The organism is Aequorivita sp. IT1183, assembly GCF_058068265.1.
In genome coordinates, this window is the sequence record NZ_JBYRHS010000001.1 from 180,732 (window position 1) to 200,365 (window position 19,634).

Genomic DNA, 19,634 nt, shown 5'->3' on the forward strand with positions numbered 1-19,634 from the left:
TATTTAAAGGGTTTAGCGGTATTTTCATAATTTGGTAACCTTTTCGTAACATTGATAAGCGTATTTTAAAGTAATTTTGCGCCGTTACTTTCAATAAAAAATCAATGGATAATATCTACTTATTAATGATTGTCGCGCTTGCAGCGCTCGCCATAGCAGATCTTGTGGTAGGGGTAAGCAATGACGCCGTAAATTTCCTTAACTCTGCCATAGGTTCTAAAGCCATCTCTTTTAGAACCATTTTAATTATTGCCAGTTTAGGTATTTTCATAGGAGCCGTCTTCTCTAGCGGGATGATGGAAGTGGCTCGAAAAGGAATCTTCGTTCCCGGAGAATTCTATTTTGATGAAATCATGATTATTTTCATGGCGGTAATGATTACCGATATTTTACTGCTAGATTTCTTCAACACTATTGGGCTACCCACGTCTACGACCGTTTCAATTGTTTTTGAACTCTTGGGAGCAGCAGTAATTATGGCACTTATAAAAATTGGCCATAACGATGCAGAAACTATTTCTTCTCTTTCTAAATATATTAACACTGAAAAAGCAGTAGAAATTATAATAGGAATACTCTTGTCCGTGGTAATTGCATTCACCATTGGTGCCGTAGTTCAGTATCTGTCAAGGCTACTGTTCACTTTTCATGTGGAACGTAAAATGAAATATTTCGGCGCTATTTTTGGCGGTGTGGCTTTAACTTGTATTAGTTATTTCATCCTAGTTAAAGGTTTAAAAGGAACTCCTTTTTATAGCAGTTTCCACGAAATTATTGATGATAAGCCTTTATGGATAATTGGTGGAGGACTGGTTTTTTGGACTATTTTCTCCGAGCTTTTTATGAAGATTTTCAAAAAGAGCATACTCATAATTGTAATAGCAGTTGGTACATTCAGTCTCGCTTTAGCTTTTGCGGGGAATGATTTGGTAAACTTTATTGGAGTTCCAATGGCGGCATATCATGCCTATATAGATTGGGCTGCATCTGGTGTAGCTGCTACAGATTACAATATGTCTAGCCTAGCAGAAAAAGTGCCAGCAGAGCCTTTACTACTATTTATTGCCGGTGGAATTATGGTGCTAACATTATGGTTTTCAAAAAAAGCACGTACCGTTTCGGATACTGAAATAGACCTGGCGCGTCAAGGAGAAGGCCACGAAAAGTTTAACCCAAATATGCTTTCAAGATTTTTGGTTAAATCTAGCACCCAGATTTCCCTTTATTTGGATTTTATTCTTCCAAAGTCACTTCAGCAGAAAATAGACAAGCGTTTTGAAAAACCTGTTGTTAATCTTCCGAAGCATAAAACGTACGAATTACCTGCTTTTGATATGATACGCGCTTCCATAAACCTTATGGTTGCAGGTATTTTGATCGCTACAGCAACTTCTATGAAATTACCACTTTCCACAACCTATGTAACATTTATGGTTGCTATGGGGACCTCACTAGCAGATAGAGCGTGGGGTCGCGAAAGTGCCGTTTACCGCGTTGCTGGTGTACTAAATGTTATTGGCGGGTGGTTTTTTACTGCCTTTGTAGCCTTTACTGCGGCAGGAGTTTTAACCTATTTAATTTTTATAGGAAGAGGCGCAATGATAGCTGTTTTATTATTATTAGCCATTCTGCTTTTAGTGCGTAATTATATTTCGCACAAAAATAAAGTGAAGATTAAACAAGATAAAAGCGGTTTAAAGAAAACCGAAAGTAAAACTGTACAAGGAATTATTTCTGAAAGTGCCGAACACATTAGTAATGTTGTTTCGCGCTCGAATAAAATTTATACCGATATGCTTCGTGGGCTTGCGAAACAAGACACTAAAAAGCTGAAAAAGAGTAAAAAAGGAGTTAAAAAATTGAACGATGAAGTTGAAGAATTACGTGATAACATCTTCTATTTTATTAAAAACCTGGATGACACTAGCGTTCGCGGAAGCAATTTCTACATAGTTATTTTAGGATATTTAACAGATGTGGTGCAGTCTTTAGAGTTTATATCTAAAGCCAGTTACAAACACGTAAATAACAATCACAAAGCGCTTCGTTTTAACCAAATAAAGGACTTGCAGGAGATAGACCAACATTTGGAAGAACTGCTAAATGAAATTGAAGATATTTTCATCAAAAAGGAATTCAAGCGAATTGGTAATGTACTTGAGAAAAAAGATGAAATCTTTGAGAGCCTTTCTAACAAAATTGAAAAGCAAATAGCACGTACCCGAACCGAAGAATCGAGCCCGAAAAACACAACGTTGTATTTCAGCTTATTGCTTGAAACCAAAGATTTGGTAACTGCTTTGATGAATTTGATGGAAGCATACCATTCAAGTTTCAAGAAAGCGTAGTGCCAATAAAATTCATTTAAATAAAAAACCCCAACGGTCATTTAGACTTTTGGGGTTTTACATTTTTAAGAAACGTTTAGATTTAGATTACGATCCGCACATCAAACAATCGTCTTCCGGAGCGTCTTTAGATTGCGCTAACATTTCACGAAGTTGCTGTGGCGTCATAGGCTCTGTTGATGCTTCTTCGGTGATAACAGCTTTAACTTCGGTTCCAACAGTTTTCTTTTTCTCTTCTTTTTTAAGCGTGAATTTAATCGCATCCACAGCACTTTTTGTGCGTAAATAATACATTCCAGTTTTCAATCCACTTTTCCACGCATAGAAATGCATCGAAGTAAGTTTTGCCATGTTTGCGTTTTCCATAAACAAGTTTAACGACTGGCTTTGGTCTATAAAATAACCGCGATGACGGCTCATATCTATAATGTCTTTCATAGAAAGTTCCCAAACCGTTTTGTACAATTCCTTCAATTCCTGTGGAATATTATCCACATCTTGAATAGAGCCGTTGGCATGCATAATTTCTTCTTTCAAATCCTCGTTCCAAAGTCCAAGTTCCACCAAATCATTTAAAAGGTGTTGATTTACAACAATGAATTCTCCAGAAAGAACACGACGTGTATAAATATTTGAAGTATAAGGTTCAAAAGCTTCGTTGTTTCCAAGTATTTGGGAAGTTGAGGCAGTTGGCATAGGTGCAACCAAAAGCGAGTTTCGAACGCCGTTCTTTTTTATTTCCTTTCTAAGTTTGTCCCAATCCCAACGGCCGCTGAGTTCTTCGTCTTTTATTCCCCATAAATTATGTTGAAATAATCCTTCGGAAATCGGGGAGCCTTTGTACGATTCATAAGGACCATCAGTTTTCGCCTCTTCCATTGAAGCAGTTAAAGCGGCAAAATAAAGCGTTTCAAAAATCTCTTGATTTAGTTTTTTAGCTTCATCACTTGTAAATGGCATGCGAAGCATAATAAACGCATCCGCCAAACCTTGAATTCCCAAACCAACTGGGCGATGGCGGAAATTTGAATTCTGCGCTTCAATTACTGGATAGTAATTTCGGTCAATTACCCGGTTTAAATTTTTGGTAACACGTTTGGTTACTCTAAAAAGTTCTTTGTGATCAAACTCGCCATTTTTTATAAACATTGGCAAAGCGATTGAAGCCAAGTTACAAACCGCCACCTCGTCTGGCGAAGTGTATTCCATAATTTCAGTACACAAATTTGAAGAACGGATGGTTCCTAAATTTTTCTGGTTGCTCTTCCGATTGGCTGCATCTTTATAAAGCATATAGGGTGTTCCTGTCTCTATTTGAGACTCAAGAATTTTCTCCCAAAGTTCGCGTGCTTTTATCGTTTTTCTACCTTTATTTTCTGACTCATATTTATGATAAAGCGCTTCAAATTCTTCGCTATGGCAGTTGTAAAGATCTGGGCATTCATTCGGGCACATCAGCGTCCATTCTGCATCGGCCTGAACACGTTCCATAAAAAGGTCTGGAATCCACATGGCGTAAAAAAGGTCGCGTGCACGCATTTCTTCTTTTCCGTGATTTTTCTTTAAATCTAAAAAGTCGAAAATATCTGCATGCCAAGGCTCAACATAAATAGCAAATGAGCCTTTTCGCTTTCCGCCACCTTGATCTACGTAACGCGCCGTATCGTTAAAAACACGAAGCATCGGCACTACTCCATTCGATGTGCCATTTGTGCCAGAAATATAAGATCCCGTAGCACGTACATTGTGAATTGATAATCCAATTCCCCCTGCAGCCTGCGAAATTCTTGCTGTTTGTTTAAGCGTATCGTATATGCCGTCGATACTATCATCTTTCATTGTAAGTAAAAAGCATGAAGACATCTGTGGCTTCGGCGTTCCGCTATTAAAAAGTGTGGGTGTGGCGTGTGTAAAGTATTTTTTAGACATCAGCTCATAGGTTTCCTTTACCGACGCCAAATCATTCATATGAATTCCAACGGAAACCCGCATTAGCATATGTTGCGGACGTTCTGCTATTTTTCCGTTTAATTTCAACAAATACGAACGTTCCAAAGTTTTAAATCCGAAATAATCATAACCAAAATCACGGTTATAAATTATTGTTGAATCAAGATCTTCAGCATTTTCTTTAATTACTTCATAAACCTCATCACTCAATAATGGAGCTTTTTTTCCGGTACGTGGATTTACATATTCGTAAAGATCCGTCATTACTTCAGAAAAAGTCTTTTTTGTGTTTTTGTGAAGGTTAGAAACAGAGATTCGCGCAGCCAAACGTGCATAATCTGGGTGCGAAGTAGTTAATGTTGCGGCAATTTCTGCAGCCAAATTATCCAGTTCGCTGGTGGTTACACCGTCGTAAAGCCCTTCAATAACGCGCATTGCAACTTTTACTGGGTCTACCAATTCGTTTAGCCCGTAACACAATTTGCGTACACGTGCCGTAATCTTATCGAACATTATGGGTTCTTTACGACCATCTCTTTTTACTACGTTCATTTTTTTAATTTTTGTTGGTTAGATACTTTTGATGCTATGGATACTGTTGATACTATGGATGCTATAGATTTTATGGATATATTTTACAATAGAATCCACTTAGAATCGACAGTATCTACCTAGTATCAATAGTCTAAAATTCTGCGTCGAAACTAATTTTGTTCGATTCTTTATCTTTATTGGTAACACCAGCTTTTTGGTATTCTCCCACGCGCTTTTCAAAGAAATTTGTTTTCCCTTGAAGCGAAATCATATCCATAAAATCGAATGGGTTTGTAACATTGTATTCCTTTTCGCAATCCAATTCAACCAAAAGTCTATCTGTTACAAACTCTAAATACTGCGTCATTAATTTAGAATTCATTCCAATTAAACTTGCCGGAAGAGATTCAGTTATAAATTCACGTTCAATATTTAAAGCGTCCACAAGTATCTCGCGAATGCGTTGTTTTGGCACTTTGTTAACCAAATGGTGGTTATGAAGATGTACCGCAAAATCGCAATGCACGCCTTCATCTCTAGAAATTAATTCGTTCGAAAAAGTAAGCCCAGGCATTAATCCGCGTTTTTTCAACCAGAAAATAGAGCAGAACGCGCCAGAAAAGAATATGCCCTCCACTGCCGCGAAAGCTATTAAACGCTCGGCAAACGAATCGCTTTCAATCCATTTTAAAGCCCAATCGGCTTTCTTTTTAATTGCTGGAAAAGTATCGATAGCATTAAAAAGTTGATCTTTTTCCTTTTCGTCTTTAACGTAAGTATCTATAAGCAAAGAGTACGTTTCACTGTGAATATTCTCCATCATTATTTGGAATCCGTAGAAGAATTTTGCTTCACTATATTGAACTTCATTTACGAAGTTTTCTGCAAGATTTTCATTCACAATTCCATCAGAAGCAGCAAAAAACGCTAAAATGTGTTTTATAAAATAACGCTCATCGTCATTCAATTTTCCTGACCAATCGGTAAGGTCTTGGTGCAAATCAATTTCTTCGGCAGTCCAAAAACTAGCTTCGCTTTTTTTGTACCACTCCCAAATATCGTGATGTTGGATTGGGAATATTACAAATCTGTTTTTGTTTTCTTGTAAAATTGGTTCAATTGCACTCATATGTCCTTTGAATTATAGATTAAAATTACTGTTACTCGGGACTAACAAATATGAATAAATTAAAGGGTTATTTGGGAAGAAATGAAGTGTGTTTTTCAACAAGTTTTCAACACGTGATTCTCAATTGTTTACAAATTTTAGAAATTGAAAATATTCAATTAATTGATTTAAAGAGACTTGAAGTTATTTTATAGGCGTTCCGGAAGAAAAATGTTTACAAAAAACGCAAACAAATCACTCGTTTTGAAGACTTTACTTTAACTGAAGTTTGAGAAAAAAAGCCACGAATGCACGAGTTTAAAAGGAATATTTCAATTGAAAAAAGGTCTCGACCTCAGATTATACTAAGCGAAGTGGAAGGATTGGACCAGACTTTTAATTCGTGAATTCGCGGCGAAAGAATTTAGTTTATAAAATTGAAACCACAATAAGGAACCAAAACTTCTGGAATTTTAATTCCATCTTCGGTTTGGTAGTTTTCAAGAATTCCTGCTAATACTCTTGGCAATGCTAATGCACTTCCGTTTAAAGTGTGCGCAAGTTTATTCTTTCCATCCGTATCCTTAAAACGAAGCTTTAATCTATTGGCTTGAAAAGTTTCAAAATTTGAAACCGAAGAAATCTCCAACCAACGATCTTGAGCGGTTGAAAATACTTCAAAATCATAAGTCAAAGCTGCAGTAAATCCAAGGTCACCACCACAAAGACGAAGTATTCTATAAGGTAATTTCAGCTCGCGAAGAATTCCTTTAACGTGCTCCACCATTCCGTCTAAAGCAGCGTATGAATTATCGGGATGTTCAATACGAACGATTTCAACTTTATCAAATTGGTGCAAGCGATTTAAACCACGAACGTGGGCGCCATAACTTCCAGCTTCTCTACGGAAACAAGGCGTGTAAGCTGTACAGGTAACTGGAAAATCTACATGATTCAGCAAATTACCTCGAAACATATTTGTAACGGGCACCTCAGCAGTTGGAATTAAATAAAGGTCGTCAACTCCCGCATGGTACATCTGCCCTTCCTTGTCTGGCAATTGACCCGTTCCATAACCAGAAGCTTCATTAACCAAATGTGGAACTTGGTATTCTGTATAGCCTGCAGAAGTATTTTTATCTAAAAAATAAGCAATTAAAGCACGCTGCAATCGCGCACCTTTTCCTTTATAAACAGGAAAACCCGCCCCGGTAATTTTTACGCCGAGTTCAAAATCGATGATGTCGTATTTTTTGGCAAGTTCCCAGTGCGGCAATGCACCTTCTATAAGCTTTGGAATTTCGCCTTCTTTATAAACTTCTTCGTTGTCGTTTTCATCAGTTCCCGCCGGCACTAAATCGTTTGGGATATTTGGAAGCGTATATAAAAGCTGTTGCAACTTTTCGGCAGCAGCTAACATTTGGTCATTCAGTAGTTTTGAAGATTCCTTCAATTCAACTGTTTTTTCTTTTAGCTCGTTTGCTTTTTGTACTTCACCACTTTGAAAAAGCTTTCCAATTTCTTTTGAATAGGAATTACTTTGCGCCAACACCTCATCTAATTGCGCTTGCGAACCACGACGTTCTTCATCTACTTTTAAAATTTCTTCTAAAGTAGAAGTAGCATCAATGCCACGTTTGGCAAGGGCTTTTACGTAATTATCTTTGTTTTCGCGGATGTCGTTTACTTGTAGCATTTTCCTATATTATTTTGAAGCGCAAAGTTAGGGAAATCAGCCTATTTTTTAACAGACTTTTCATCATAATCCTTAGGAGACGGCAATATCCATTCACTATGCTTAAATGGGTGCCATTCTTCTGCAGCCAAATCTACATTTGGATTCGTTAATGGATGGTAAACACCATTATTAACACGAACCGTAGCTTGCATATAAACAGCCACATCTCGTCCTTTTTCAGCTTCAACGGCTTTTATTTTTTGGGCTAGCTGCCACATTATATCTGGCTTTGTTGCCACGGACCCCTGCTGTTTGGTTCCGAGCAGGATTCTGTAATTGTAAGGTTTTCTTTTCCCAGTTTCTTTATCGGCAACATAGACGGTTAATGATCCACTTTTGGAGCGAAGCATCATACGCCAACTAAGGCGATGGCCTTCTTCAGTCCAAAGCACATCATCCTTAAAAAACCAATGTCTAAGCGGAAGTCCAAGCTGAAACAGAAAGTAAATCGAGAATACGCCAACAATCAAATTTTTGTGCTTCGGTACGATTATTTCATCTTCCGTGTAGAGTATTTTCTTCGGAAGAAAACGCTTTTTAAGTATTTCGGGCGAAAAGAAAAACAATGCAAAAGCGATGGACATATATGGAAAGATGCCAATTTGAAATATAATTGAGTTGAAAAGATGAAAAAATATAGAAATTACAAAGCCCAATACACGTGTTCGTTTCCAAAGTAATAAAGGCACGATTAGCAAATCGAAAAAGATTCCAGAATATGCAATAGCCCAATGCACCCAGTTTTCTTGAAGCAAATCGCCAATTAGCCAATAATGCTTTCTACCTTCCAATAATAATGCGGCCATTGAAGCATCAAGCCAGTCTGGATAGAATTTTGCAACCGAAGCGTATGTGTAAACAATCCAAACTTGCAGAATCAAAATCAACAAAACCCAGCAAGGCATAGCGGGATTTTTAACTTCCGGATTTATTTTCGCATCGAGGGAAAACCAACGGTTTGCGGGTAGAAATGCCATAATCCAGCATAGCAACATCATTAAATAATAGTGATTATTGTAACTGCTTTTTTGCATTAAATAAACGGCGGTCCACATAATTGCGTAGGCAATCATGCTAAATTTATATTTGTAGCCCAGCATCACAAAAATGCCGAAGATGCCCATAATAACGAAGTAATAATACATTAAATCGCCTTGTAGATACTGTAGAAAATCGAAGCCAATAAAGTTGAAGGTGAAGGGCGGTTCTACCAAAGTACGCCGTACCCATCCTGTAAATATTGCGCCAAAAGCTTCAATAGTAATTAAAAGACCGAACACTGCCCGAAAAAGGACAAGCCCAATATTATCTACTTGTTTAAATAGAAATTTATTCACGCTCTTTTAAATATTGAATTGCGAAAAGTTCATCCTTTAAAATTTCTTGACGTAGTACTTCTAAAGAATCGAAGTTTTCTTCGTCTCGAATAAATTTTAAAAATTCTATCGTTATTTCTTTATCGTATAAATTTTGATTGAAATTGAGAAAATGAGTTTCTATAGTTTTCTCCTTTCCGCCAACGGTCGGATTGGTACCAATACTTGTAATTCCGAAGATTTTTTCTCCGCCGATTATAGATTGCACAATATAAACGCCGTTTTTTGGAACCAATTTGTAATTCTCTTTTAACTTCAAATTTGCCGTCGGGTAATTAATGGTACGACCAATAGCTTTTCCTCGAATAACCTCGCCGGAAAGTATATAATTATAACCCAAATAACTATTTGCTGTTTCAATATCGCTTTCAGTTAAAGCTTTTCGAATTTTTGTGGAACTAACGGCTACATCATCAATTTCTTTAGCCGAAATCTCTATTACTTCAAAATCATACGTCCGTCCAAATTCTTTTAAATCTTCAATACTGGCGTTTCTGTTTCTTCCAAAACGGTGATCGTATCCAATAATTATTTTTTTCGCTTTTAAGCTATTTACCAAAATATCGCGCACATATTCTAAAGCAGTCAATCGTGAAAAAGCGTGTGTAAAGGGATGAATTACTAGATTATCGAGGCCTGTGTTTTCAAGCAATTCTGTGCGTTCTGTAATTGTATTTAAAAGTTTGATGTCTAGATTTTGTTGAAGCACCATCCGTGGGTGCGGAAAAAAAGTAAGTACAGTAGAATCTAAGTTTTCCTTTTTGGCGGTTTCAACGAGGCGTTTCAAAATAGCTTTATGACCAATGTGGACGCCATCAAAAGTGCCAATGGTAACCACGCTTGGGCGGTCATTTTTAAAAGCGGAAGCTGCCGAATATTTCTTCAAAATTATTTTCCGTTAAATGTATTCATAGTAATGTTAATTCCTGCGAGTGCAAAAGATTCAATAATATTACAACTTAATTCCAAACGTTCTGGCAGTTGTTTATCTTCTTCGGCTTCCCAATCGCCCAGCACATAATCTACTTGTCTTCCTTTTGAAAAAGCATCACTAATTCCAAAACGGAAACGGTTGTAATTTGTGGTTTGCAGCGTGTTTTGAATATCTTTCAAACCGTTGTGGCCGCCATCGCTACCTTTTGTTTTTATTCGAATAGTACCGAAAGCCAAATTTAAATCGTCTGTAATAACCAGCATATTTTCCAACGGAATTTTCTCTTTTTCTAGCCAGTAATTTACGGCCTTTCCGCTTAAATTCATAAATGTACTTGGTTTCAAGAAAATAAAAGTTCTTCCTTTTACTTTATGCGAAGTAACATCGCCCAATTTAGCAGTTTCCCAAGTAAGTGCATTTTTTTCGGCATAAAAATCAAGTACTTTAAAACCGATGTTATGACGGGTATTTGCATATTTTGGGCCAATATTCCCGAGTCCTACGATAAGAAATTTTTTCATTGGATCTTTTTCTTCTGTAATAATATCGGTCTTCTTTACCGAAAAAAGGGTTTTGAAAAATGAAAACATAATGTTTTTAATCTTGGGTAAAAATAAAAAAAGCACCCCGAATTAACAGGATGCTTTTTACTTATCTTAAAAAAAGAATTTATTCGCTTACTGCAGCAGCATCATCAGTTTCTGTAGCTGGAACTTCTTCTCCTTCTGCACCTTCAACTTCTTCTTCAACTTCATCCACAACTGCGGTACGTGAAGTTCTAACTTGACAGATAACAGTGTTATCTGGATGCATAATTTTATAATTATCTGTTTTAAGAGATTTCGTGTACATTTTAGCACCAATACGCATTTCGGTAATGTCTGCTTCAATAAAATCTGGAAGATTTTCTGGCAAAGCTTTTACACGAAGTTTACGCGTAACAATACGCAAAGTACCACCGTTACGAACACCACGTGCGTTACCTTTTGTACGTACAGGAATTTCCATAGAAACTTCTTTTTCGTCGAAAATTTGGTAAAAATCAACGTGAAGAATACGGTCAGTCACTGGGTGAAATTGTATGTCCTGAAGGATAGCATTCATTTTTGTGCCACCTAGGTTAATTACAACCGTGTGTACGTCTGGAGTGTAAACCAAGTCTTTAAATGCAATTTCATCTGCTGTAAAGCTGATTGGTTCTTCCCCTCCGTAAACTACGCAAGGAACCATTCCAGCATTACGTAGGGCTTTCGTTGCCTTTTTGCCCACGCTTTCTCTTTGTGATCCTTTAATTGTAATAGATTTCATTTTTTCTAAAAGTTATTTATTAATAATAATCCCTAAAAAGCTGTTTTTTAGGGAGTGCAAAGATAGATTTTATTTTGGAATTACGTTTTGCGTTTTAATTCTTTTTGAATCAAGACGAAATAAATAAGGAAAAGGGATTTAAGAGATTCAAGAAAATAAAGGTTAAAAACGAAAATCCTTCAATTTACTTTGAATTACCTAGTTACTTAGCTCCCTTAAATCCTTGGTTCCAAATAGAAGTTACATCAAAAACTTACCGCTAATAGATTTGTTCGCGTTTACGCTAACCATAACATCAGCGAAAAGTTTAGCACAACTTATTACTCTAATTTTTTTGCTCGGTTTTGTTGGAATTGAATCTGAAACAATAAGTTCTAACATTTGCGATTTTTCTATTCGCTCGTAAGCATTTCCAGAAAGAAGTGGATGTGTACAAACGGCACGAACGCTTAAAGCACCGCGCTCCATCATTAAATCTGCAGCTGTGGTTAGCGTACCTGCAGTATCTACCATATCATCCACCAGCACAACGTTTTTTCCTTTTACGTCGCCAATAAGTTCCATGTGCGAGATAATATTCGCCTTTTCACGCTGCTTGTAACAGATTACTACATCGCTATTTAAAAATTTTGAATAAGCGTACGCACGTTTTGAACCACCCATATCTGGTGATGCTATGGTAAGATTATCGAGATTTAAACTGCGTAAATAGGGAAGAAAAATAGTTGAGGCAAAAAGGTGATCCACAGGTTTTTCAAAAAACCCTTGAATTTGATCTGCGTGCAGATCCATTGTTATAATTCGTGTAGCGCCTGCAGTTTCCAGCATTTTTGCAACTAATTTTGCTGCAATCGGAACGCGAGGCTTGTCTTTTCTGTCTTGGCGCGCCCATCCAAAATAAGGCAACACAGCTGTAATATGACGTGCAGATGCGCGTTTTGCTGCATCAATCATCAATAGAAGCTCCATTAAATGGTCGCTATTTGGGAATGTTGAACCTATTAAAAATACGCGACTTCCGCGAACAGATTCTTCAAAAGAAGGTTGAAATTCGCCATCACTATAATGGGAGGTAATTACTTTTCCCAGTGGAATTCCGTAGGCATCTGCAATATCTTGTGCTAGGGCTTCACTTTGTTTACATGCAAAAATCTTGGGGTCTGGTGCGAGAGTGGACATTTTTTGTGGTTTTTGTTAAATAGGTTACAAAGGTAAAAATTAATAGTGAGCGATATTTAAAAAAATAGGGAGATAAAATTTAAAGTAATTTATAATTATTTGTTTATTTTTGCCTCCCGTTTGCTCGAGTGGCGGAATTGGTAGACGCGCTGGATTCAAAATCCAGTGTTTTAGGACGTGCGGGTTCGATTCCCGCCTCGAGTACAAAAGCCTTAACAGCAATGTTGAGGCTTTTTTAATGCTTTTATTTTAATGTTTAAATATTCCGGAATTCCCCGAATCTTCTGGGACGCCTCGAGTAAAACGTAAAGCTATTAAACGAATCCCCAGTCGATTTTGCCAACTTTAATTATTCCAAAAACTAAGCTATTTTTAATGAGAAATCTATCTTACATTAGCTATATTTGGGCAAATCCTCAAAACGCTATTCCCAATGACAGATTTCTGGTTGTATTTTAATCTTGGCCTTCAACATGTATTGGATTGGAAAGCCTACGATCACATTCTATTTTTGATAGTTTTGTGTGCTGCCTATAATTTTTCTTCCTGGAAAAAATTATTAATCTTAGTTACAATGTTTACCGTTGGGCACACGCTGTCGCTTCTTTTAGCTACTTATAATGTGGTTAGTGTCTCGGGAAAAGTTATTGAATTTTTAATCCCTGTCACCATTTTGGTCACCGCGCTCTTTAACCTGTTTACTGCTGGAAAGGAAAAGAAAATGGAGAAGATGGGCATACTTTATATTACTACCATATTTTTTGGGGTAATTCACGGTCTTGGTTTCGCTTCCTTTTTTGCGGCACTGGACAGTAGTAAAGAATTACTTCCGTTGTTAGAATTTGGCTTAGGTATTGAAGGTGCTCAAATAATAATAGTTATACTCTTTTTAATTATAGCTTTCATTTTTCAAACCATATTCCGTTTCAATAAAAAAGATTGGGTTTTAGTTGTTTCATCTCTGGTTATAGGAATGGTGATACCCATGCTAATAAACAACTGGAATTTTTGAGTATACGGTAATTCTTGAAAGATTCAAAGTTTACATTCGAAGACTTCAAAAAAACAGAATAGCTGGCGTTTTCAGAGGTAATTTTCAAAAAAACAAATTCCAACTTCCTCATTTCATGGATGCCTCTGTGCATTTGGCAATAACTTAACTACATTTTTTTTGGCAGTGGCGTAACTTCAAAGTAATTTCGTTGCCGATTTAAAAGAATAAATTGCCATTAACTATATAGTAACCAACCGAAATGAATAAAATAAACATGCTCCCTTTTCCTTTCTCAAATATTTTAGGAAGATGAAAGAAATGAAACAACGCAAATACGATATTGCGTATCTCAGAATGGCGCAGGAATGGAGCAAACTTTCCTATTGCAAAAGAAGACAGGTTGGCGCGCTTATTGTAAAAGACAAAATGATTATAAGCGATGGTTACAACGGAACCCCTACAGGTTTTGAGAACATTTGCGAAGACGATGAAGGCTATACAAAATGGTACGTTCTTCACGCAGAAGCAAATGCTATTTTAAAAGTAGCCTCGAGTACACAGGCGTGCCAAGGTGCAACACTTTACATTACTATGTCGCCCTGCAAGGAATGCAGCAAATTAATTCACCAAGCGGGAATTAAAAGAATGGTTTATCTAAACGAATATAAAGACAACTCCGGCATCACCTTTTTAGAGAAGGCAGGCGTTAACATACAGCACATTTCAGATTTGGAATTACAATAATGGAAAATCAAACTTCGACAACAATTAGCAAACAAAAAAAATACTTGCCACTGTGGATTGGATTGGCGCTAGCAGTAGGTATTTTTATTGGGTCGAAGCTTAATTTTAGTGACAGCACAGAAAAAATATTTGCTACAAATTCTAAGAAGGACAAACTCAACAGACTCATAGATTATATAGATTATGAATATGTTGATGATGTAAACACAGACAGTATTGTAGATGTTACCGTTTACGGAATTCTCGAAAACCTCGATCCGCATTCCGTTTATATTCCCAAAAAAGAATACCAGCACAACGCAGACGATATGCGCGGCGCTTTTATTGGCATTGGTGTAAGCTTTTATATTTATAAAGATTCCATTGCGGTAATTCGTTCTATTGAAGGAGGTCCCGCAGAAAAAGCCGGAATTAAAGGTGGCGATAGAATTATTTATGCCGACGGCAAAAAACTTTTTGGCGAATTGGTGCAGCGCGATAGCATCTCCAATTATTTAAAAGGTGAAATAAATAGTAAAGTTTCACTCGATGTTTATCGCCCTAGCGAGAAGAAAGTTTTGGAATTTAACGTTAGAAGAAAGCAAGTGCCGCTTGTAAGCGTAGATGCATCCTATAAAATAGATGCAGATTTAGGCTACATTAAAATAAATCGTTTTTCCGAAACTACGTTTAAAGAGTTCGAATCTGCTCTCGAAAAATTGAAAGATCAAGGTGTTACAAAATTAGTTTTGGACCTTCGTAATAATCCCGGAGGTTATATTTCGACGGCTGAGCGTATTGTTGATGAATTTTTGGAAAACGACAAACTTGTTTTAATCACAAAAAACAAAAGTGGCGATATAAACAAAACCTATGCTACACGCCGTGGCGATTTTGAGCACGGAAAATTGTATGTGCTTATTAACGAAAACTCCGCCTCTGCGAGTGAAATTGTAGCTGGCGCTTTGCAAGACAACGACAAAGGAACCATTATTGGTCGCCGTTCTTTCGGGAAAGGATTAGTGCAACGCGAAATGTCGCTTGGCGATGGCAGTGCCGTCCGTTTAACTATTGCGCGTTACTACACTCCTACTGGCCGTTCTATCCAGCGTCCGTATGGTAAAGGGAATGACACCTATTACAGCGATTACGAAAAACGTTACCGCAATGGCGAATTGATTCACGCAGACAGTATAAAAGTAGCAGATTCACTAAAGTACAAAACGCCTAAAGGAAGAGTAGTTTATGGAGGCGGGGGTATTATACCAGACGTCTTTGTTCCCAAAGATACTAGCGTAGAAAATGAAACACTTCAATATGTTTCCCGAAGTGGGTTTATGAGTTATTTCATTTTTGAATATCTCGAAAAAAACAGAAGTTTATTTAAAGGGATGAATTTTGAAACCTTCAGAAAAGACTTTAAGTTAGATGATAATGTTTCGAAAGAATTTATTGAATACGCCAAATTCAACGAGGCGCAGATAGATTTAACGAACTATGCCGAAGATCTAAAAAGAACACTGAAAGCAAACATTGCTCAACAACTCTTTGGACCAAATGAGTATGAAATTATTCTAAACGAAAACGACCTAATGCTCCTGAAAGTTTTGGAGCTGGAAGCAAACAATCGTTTGGATAAAAAGTAGCCTTTTTACTTTTTAGATTGCGCTTCTATTCTTCTAGAAATAAGCAAGATTGTTAACAGCAACATTCCACAAAGCCCTGCCAATATACATATAAAGGCAATCGCACTATCCCCTACTAAAAGGTTATCGAAATCTAATTTGGTCATGTTAAAAACTGTCATTCCAGCGGCCAACGCAATCAATATATAAATAAATATTTTCATTCTATTTTAGTTAAATAGTTCCTGAATATTTGAGGTGAAAAGCTTCACCGCAATTGCCAGCAAAATTACACCAAATATCTTTTGAATTACCGCAATTCCGTTCTTTCCTAAAAAACGTTGCAGCTTCCCCGACGTTTTTAAAACGGCGTAAATTATTATGATGTTTACAAAAATGGCGACAATTATATTTTCAATAGCATATTCGGCACGCAAAGACAGCAAGGTTGTTAAACTTCCTGGCCCCGCAAGCAACGGAAAAGCCAACGGAAAGATGGATGCCATGTCTGGACTGGTATCTCCTTCCTTAAAAAGAGTAACTCCAAGAATCATTTCAAGAGCAATAAAGAAAAGAATAAGCGCACCTGCAACAGCAAACTCATTTACGTTTACACCAATAAGCTTTAGTATGCTTTCACCCAAAAAAAGAAAAACCACCATTACAATAGCCGCAATTATAGAAGCTTTCGCAGAATTAATATGACCGGCCTTTTCACGGAGCCCAATGATAATAGGAATATTCCCTATAATATCAATTACCGCAAAAAGCACCATTGTAGCCGTTACTATTTCTTTGAAATTTAATACCATACCTTTTTTTTCGATTTGCAAAATTAGGTAATATAATTGTTAAGCCTAAAACAAAAGGAGGTTAATAAAAGCACAATTTCTTCTATGTAGATAGCGGAAACAATTTATCTTTGCCGGATGTTTCAACTGGGAAAGACAATAGTTTCTGAAGATATAATAGAAAAAGATTTTGTGTGCAATCTTCATGCATGTAAGGGTGCTTGTTGCATTGAGGGCGAGGCAGGCGCTCCTGTAACAGAGGAAGAGATTTCAATACTTAAAGAAATCTACCCAAAAGTAAAACCTTTTCTTCGTCCCGAAGGGATTGCCGCAATTGAAAAACAGGGTACGCATATTAAGACCGATATGGACGAACTGGAAACTCCATTGGTTGACGGAAAAGAATGTGCCTATGTAACTTTTACCGACAGCGGTATTGCAAGTTGTGGTATTGAAGATGCTTTCAACGCTGGTGCCACAGATTTTATGAAACCTATTTCGTGCCATCTATATCCTGTGCGAGTGCAAGAATACAGCGAGTTTTCTGCGGTAAATTATCACCGTTGGCCTATTTGCGACGACGCTTGCACTTTGGGTAAAGAATTACAAGTACCGGTATATAAATTCGTAAAAGGTGCACTTATCCGAAAATTTGGCGAAAACTGGTACACCCAACTAGAAAAAGTGGCTTCAGAAATGTAACGCTTCAAATTACCTTATTTTTATATTAAAAAAATCTTGCTAGTAAAGTCCAATTAGCACCCCTTTTATATAGGCATTGTTTTTGATAATTTTTATAAGAATCCTATACCTATCAGGTCATTTGCTTATATTTACGGCATGCGGAATATTCTTTTCATATTATTCTTTTTTACTTTAACAGCAAGCTTTTCACAGAGCGAAGCATTGGCAAAAAACTATTTTGAACAAGGGGAGTTTGAAAAGTCGTTGCGTATTTATGAAAAACTTATTGTAGAAAACCCATATAGGCTAGACTATTTTATGGGGTTGGTACAAAGCAATCAACAACTTGAAAATTTCACTGAAGCTGAACGACTCATAAAAGAAAAATTAGACAACGGCAGAAATTTTCCGCAACTTTATATAGAATTAGGCTACAACTTTTCGCTTCAAAATAAAACAGAACTCGCCACCTTAAATTACAATAAAGCAATTGAAGTAATAGACGTTAATCCCAACTTTTCGTATAGTATTGGTAAGGGTTTTGAAAAATTCAGCCTACTCGATGAAGCTATTGTAGCTTATGAAAAAGCAATGGCATTAAGTGAAAAGTTAGATTTCAACATGCAGCTTGCTCAGATTTATGGCGAACAGGGTAAGTTAGAAAAAATGTTCGATAGCTATTTGGGGCTTGTAGAAAAAAACACTGAATTTAAAAGTTCAGCGCAACGCTATTTTAGTCTTTACACAACAGAAGATGCCAACAATGAAGCCAACCTGTTGCTTAAAAAAATACTCTTGCAACGCTTGCAGCAAAACCCAGAGATACTTTACAATCAATTATTAAGTTGGTTATTTATTCAGCAAAAAGAATATAAAAAAGCTTTTATACAGGAAAAAGCTATTTACAAACGTCTTGGCGACAACCTAGGCGGAATCACCGATTTGGCATATATTTCTATTGCCGATGAAGATTATGAATCTGGAAGAGAGATTGTAAATTACATAATTGAAAATTCGTTTACGCCACAAAATAAACTTCAGGGTAACCAGATACTTATGAAAATGGAGGTGAAAACTGCTACCACAAAAGAATATCCCGAAGTAGAAAAAAAGTTTGAAAAGCTTTTAGATGAATTTGGACGAAATCGTGACACATACTTGCTGCAAATAGATTACAACCACTTTTTAGCTTTTCAATATAACAAAAAAGAGTTGGCAATTGAAAATCTAAAAACTTTAGGAAAGCAAGATTTAACAGCCTACCAAGAAGCTCGCGTAAAAATGGAACTCGCAGATATTTTGGTTTTTGATGAAAAATTTAACGAAGCCCTTATTTACTATTCACAAATACAGAAAAAAGTACAGAGCGATGTTTTGGCACAGGACGCACGTTTTAAAGTAGCACGCACCAGTTACTTTAAAGGCGATTTTGAATGGTCGCAGGTGCAACTAGATGTATTGAAAAAATCTACTTCGCAGTTAATTGCCAACGATGCAATGGAGCTCAGCCTGTTAATTCGCGACAACTCTTTGGAAGACTCTACGCAAACCGCACTTAAAAAATACGCGCGCGCAGATCTTCTGTCTTTTCAAGATAGAAACACAGAGGCAATCGCTGTTTTGGAAGATATTTTAACCAACCATAAAGGCGAAAAAATAGAGGACGAAGCACTTTTTAAGCAAGGAACGGTTTATGAAAAGCTTCACGAATACACAAAAGCTGAAGCCAACTATTTAAAAATTATAGAATTTTACAGCGACGATATTTTAGCCGATAATGCCCACTTTCGACTAGCGCAGATTTACGAAGAAAAATTAAATCAGCCCGACAAAGCGAAAGCGCAATACGAAGCGATAATCTTTAACTTTGCAGACAGTATTTATTTTGTAGAAGCACGAAAGAGGTTCAGAGAGCTTCGAGGCGATGCAATTAATTAGAAATCAGATATTATAAAATGTACATTTATACCGTAACCACAAACATAGAAGAAACTATCCAAGACGCTTGGCTTCAGTGGATGAAAAGTGAACATATTCCCGCTATGTTGGCCACTGGAAAATTCAGTAAAGCATTGATGACCCGCGTAATTATTGAAGAAGAAATGGGCGGCATTACTTATTCCGTACAATTTTATACAGACAGTAAAGAAACACTTAATAAATATTACGCCGAAAATGCAAAAGAACTTCGCGCGCAAAGCAAACCTTTTGAAGGAAAGTTCGTAGCCTTTCGCACCGAACTTGAAATTATTGGCGAAGCTCACAACGAACATTTTAAAAAAAATTAAAACCCGCTGCGCCCTTTGCAAAAAACCTTTGCGTACTTTGCGGTTAAACTCTTT

17 protein-coding genes and 1 tRNA gene are annotated in these 19,634 nt (G+C 36.8%); 8 read left to right on the forward strand and 10 right to left on the reverse strand.

Features of this window, described 5'->3' with window-relative positions; translation table 11 throughout:
• Positions 1 to 104 precede the first annotated feature (104 nt).
• Positions 105 to 2,348 carry an inorganic phosphate transporter gene (locus tag AC3RVF_RS00715; protein ID WP_489690564.1) on the forward strand — a complete coding sequence of 748 codons (2,244 nt, stop codon included), beginning with the start codon at positions 105 to 107 and terminating at the stop codon, positions 2,346 to 2,348.
• A gap of 87 nt (positions 2,349 to 2,435) precedes the next feature.
• Here the strand turns inward: AC3RVF_RS00715 and AC3RVF_RS00720 are convergent, their stop codons facing one another.
• The 8 genes from AC3RVF_RS00720 to AC3RVF_RS00755 all read right to left on the reverse strand — a co-directional run bounded on the left by AC3RVF_RS00720 (position 2,436) and on the right by AC3RVF_RS00755 (position 12,475).
• Positions 2,436 to 4,850 carry a ribonucleoside-diphosphate reductase subunit alpha gene (locus AC3RVF_RS00720; RefSeq protein ID WP_489692526.1) on the reverse strand — a complete coding sequence of 805 codons (2,415 nt, stop codon included), beginning with the start codon at positions 4,848 to 4,850 and terminating at the stop codon, positions 2,436 to 2,438.
• A 133-nt stretch (positions 4,851 to 4,983) separates the two neighbouring features.
• The gene (locus tag AC3RVF_RS00725) at positions 4,984 to 5,961 is read right to left on the reverse strand and encodes a ribonucleotide-diphosphate reductase subunit beta (protein WP_489690562.1); all 978 of its coding nucleotides are present in this window, start codon (positions 5,959 to 5,961) and stop codon (positions 4,984 to 4,986) included.
• A gap of 403 nt (positions 5,962 to 6,364) precedes the next feature.
• Positions 6,365 to 7,636 (reverse strand): serine--tRNA ligase, encoded by a 1,272-nt coding sequence (gene serS / locus AC3RVF_RS00730; RefSeq protein ID WP_489692527.1) that lies wholly within the window; start codon positions 7,634 to 7,636, stop codon positions 6,365 to 6,367.
• A gap of 41 nt (positions 7,637 to 7,677) precedes the next feature.
• Positions 7,678 to 9,015 carry an HTTM domain-containing protein gene (locus AC3RVF_RS00735; RefSeq protein WP_489692528.1) on the reverse strand — a complete coding sequence of 446 codons (1,338 nt, stop codon included), beginning with the start codon at positions 9,013 to 9,015 and terminating at the stop codon, positions 7,678 to 7,680.
• On the reverse strand, positions 9,008 to 9,940 hold the full coding sequence (locus AC3RVF_RS00740) for a bifunctional riboflavin kinase/FAD synthetase (RefSeq protein ID WP_489692529.1): 933 nt from the start codon (positions 9,938 to 9,940) through the stop codon (positions 9,008 to 9,010). The genes AC3RVF_RS00735 and AC3RVF_RS00740 overlap by 8 nt, the downstream gene beginning before the upstream one ends.
• 2 nt (positions 9,941 to 9,942) lie before the next feature.
• Entirely contained in the window at positions 9,943 to 10,578 is a 636-nt protein-coding gene (gene pth / locus AC3RVF_RS00745) for an aminoacyl-tRNA hydrolase (RefSeq protein ID WP_489690556.1), read from the reverse strand.
• Between the two features lie 79 nt (positions 10,579 to 10,657).
• Entirely contained in the window at positions 10,658 to 11,296 is a 639-nt protein-coding gene (locus AC3RVF_RS00750; protein WP_489692530.1) for a 50S ribosomal protein L25/general stress protein Ctc, read from the reverse strand.
• 240 nt (positions 11,297 to 11,536) lie between these two features.
• On the reverse strand, positions 11,537 to 12,475 hold the full coding sequence (locus tag AC3RVF_RS00755; protein ID WP_489690554.1) for a ribose-phosphate pyrophosphokinase: 939 nt from the start codon (positions 12,473 to 12,475) through the stop codon (positions 11,537 to 11,539).
• A 122-nt stretch (positions 12,476 to 12,597) separates the two neighbouring features.
• Here AC3RVF_RS00755 and AC3RVF_RS00760 point away from each other — a divergent pair.
• The 4 genes from AC3RVF_RS00760 to AC3RVF_RS00775 all read left to right on the forward strand — a co-directional run bounded on the left by AC3RVF_RS00760 (position 12,598) and on the right by AC3RVF_RS00775 (position 15,838).
• Positions 12,598 to 12,679, forward strand: a tRNA-Leu gene (locus tag AC3RVF_RS00760).
• Between the two features lie 229 nt (positions 12,680 to 12,908).
• On the forward strand, positions 12,909 to 13,487 hold the full coding sequence (locus AC3RVF_RS00765; protein WP_489692531.1) for a HupE/UreJ family protein: 579 nt from the start codon (positions 12,909 to 12,911) through the stop codon (positions 13,485 to 13,487).
• A gap of 291 nt (positions 13,488 to 13,778) precedes the next feature.
• Complete coding sequence (locus AC3RVF_RS00770; RefSeq protein WP_489690552.1) at positions 13,779 to 14,213, forward strand: deoxycytidylate deaminase; 435 nt, start codon at positions 13,779 to 13,781, stop codon at positions 14,211 to 14,213.
• Positions 14,213 to 15,838, forward strand: coding sequence for a S41 family peptidase (locus AC3RVF_RS00775; RefSeq protein ID WP_489690551.1), 1,626 nt, complete (start codon positions 14,213 to 14,215; stop codon positions 15,836 to 15,838). The genes AC3RVF_RS00770 and AC3RVF_RS00775 overlap by 1 nt, the downstream gene beginning before the upstream one ends.
• Before the next feature lie 5 nt (positions 15,839 to 15,843).
• On the opposite strand, the gene AC3RVF_RS00780 is transcribed toward AC3RVF_RS00775, so the two are convergent.
• Positions 15,844 to 16,041: a hypothetical protein gene (locus tag AC3RVF_RS00780; RefSeq protein WP_489692532.1), complete on the reverse strand. Its 198-nt coding sequence runs from the start codon at positions 16,039 to 16,041 to the stop codon at positions 15,844 to 15,846.
• A 6-nt stretch (positions 16,042 to 16,047) separates the two neighbouring features.
• Positions 16,048 to 16,629, reverse strand: a complete 582-nt coding sequence (locus AC3RVF_RS00785; protein ID WP_489690549.1) for a MarC family protein — start codon at positions 16,627 to 16,629, stop codon at positions 16,048 to 16,050.
• Between the two features lie 117 nt (positions 16,630 to 16,746).
• Here AC3RVF_RS00785 and AC3RVF_RS00790 point away from each other — a divergent pair, with 117 nt between their 5' ends.
• The 3 genes from AC3RVF_RS00790 (at position 16,747) to AC3RVF_RS00800 (ending at position 19,580) form a co-directional block, all read left to right on the forward strand.
• Positions 16,747 to 17,310: a DUF3109 family protein gene (locus AC3RVF_RS00790; protein WP_489690548.1), complete on the forward strand. Its 564-nt coding sequence runs from the start codon at positions 16,747 to 16,749 to the stop codon at positions 17,308 to 17,310.
• Between the two features lie 138 nt (positions 17,311 to 17,448).
• Positions 17,449 to 19,230, forward strand: coding sequence for a tetratricopeptide repeat protein (locus AC3RVF_RS00795; RefSeq protein ID WP_489690547.1), 1,782 nt, complete (start codon positions 17,449 to 17,451; stop codon positions 19,228 to 19,230).
• A 17-nt stretch (positions 19,231 to 19,247) separates the two neighbouring features.
• Positions 19,248 to 19,580 (forward strand): DUF4286 family protein, encoded by a 333-nt coding sequence (locus AC3RVF_RS00800; protein ID WP_489692533.1) that lies wholly within the window; start codon positions 19,248 to 19,250, stop codon positions 19,578 to 19,580.
• Positions 19,581 to 19,634 lie beyond the last annotated feature (54 nt).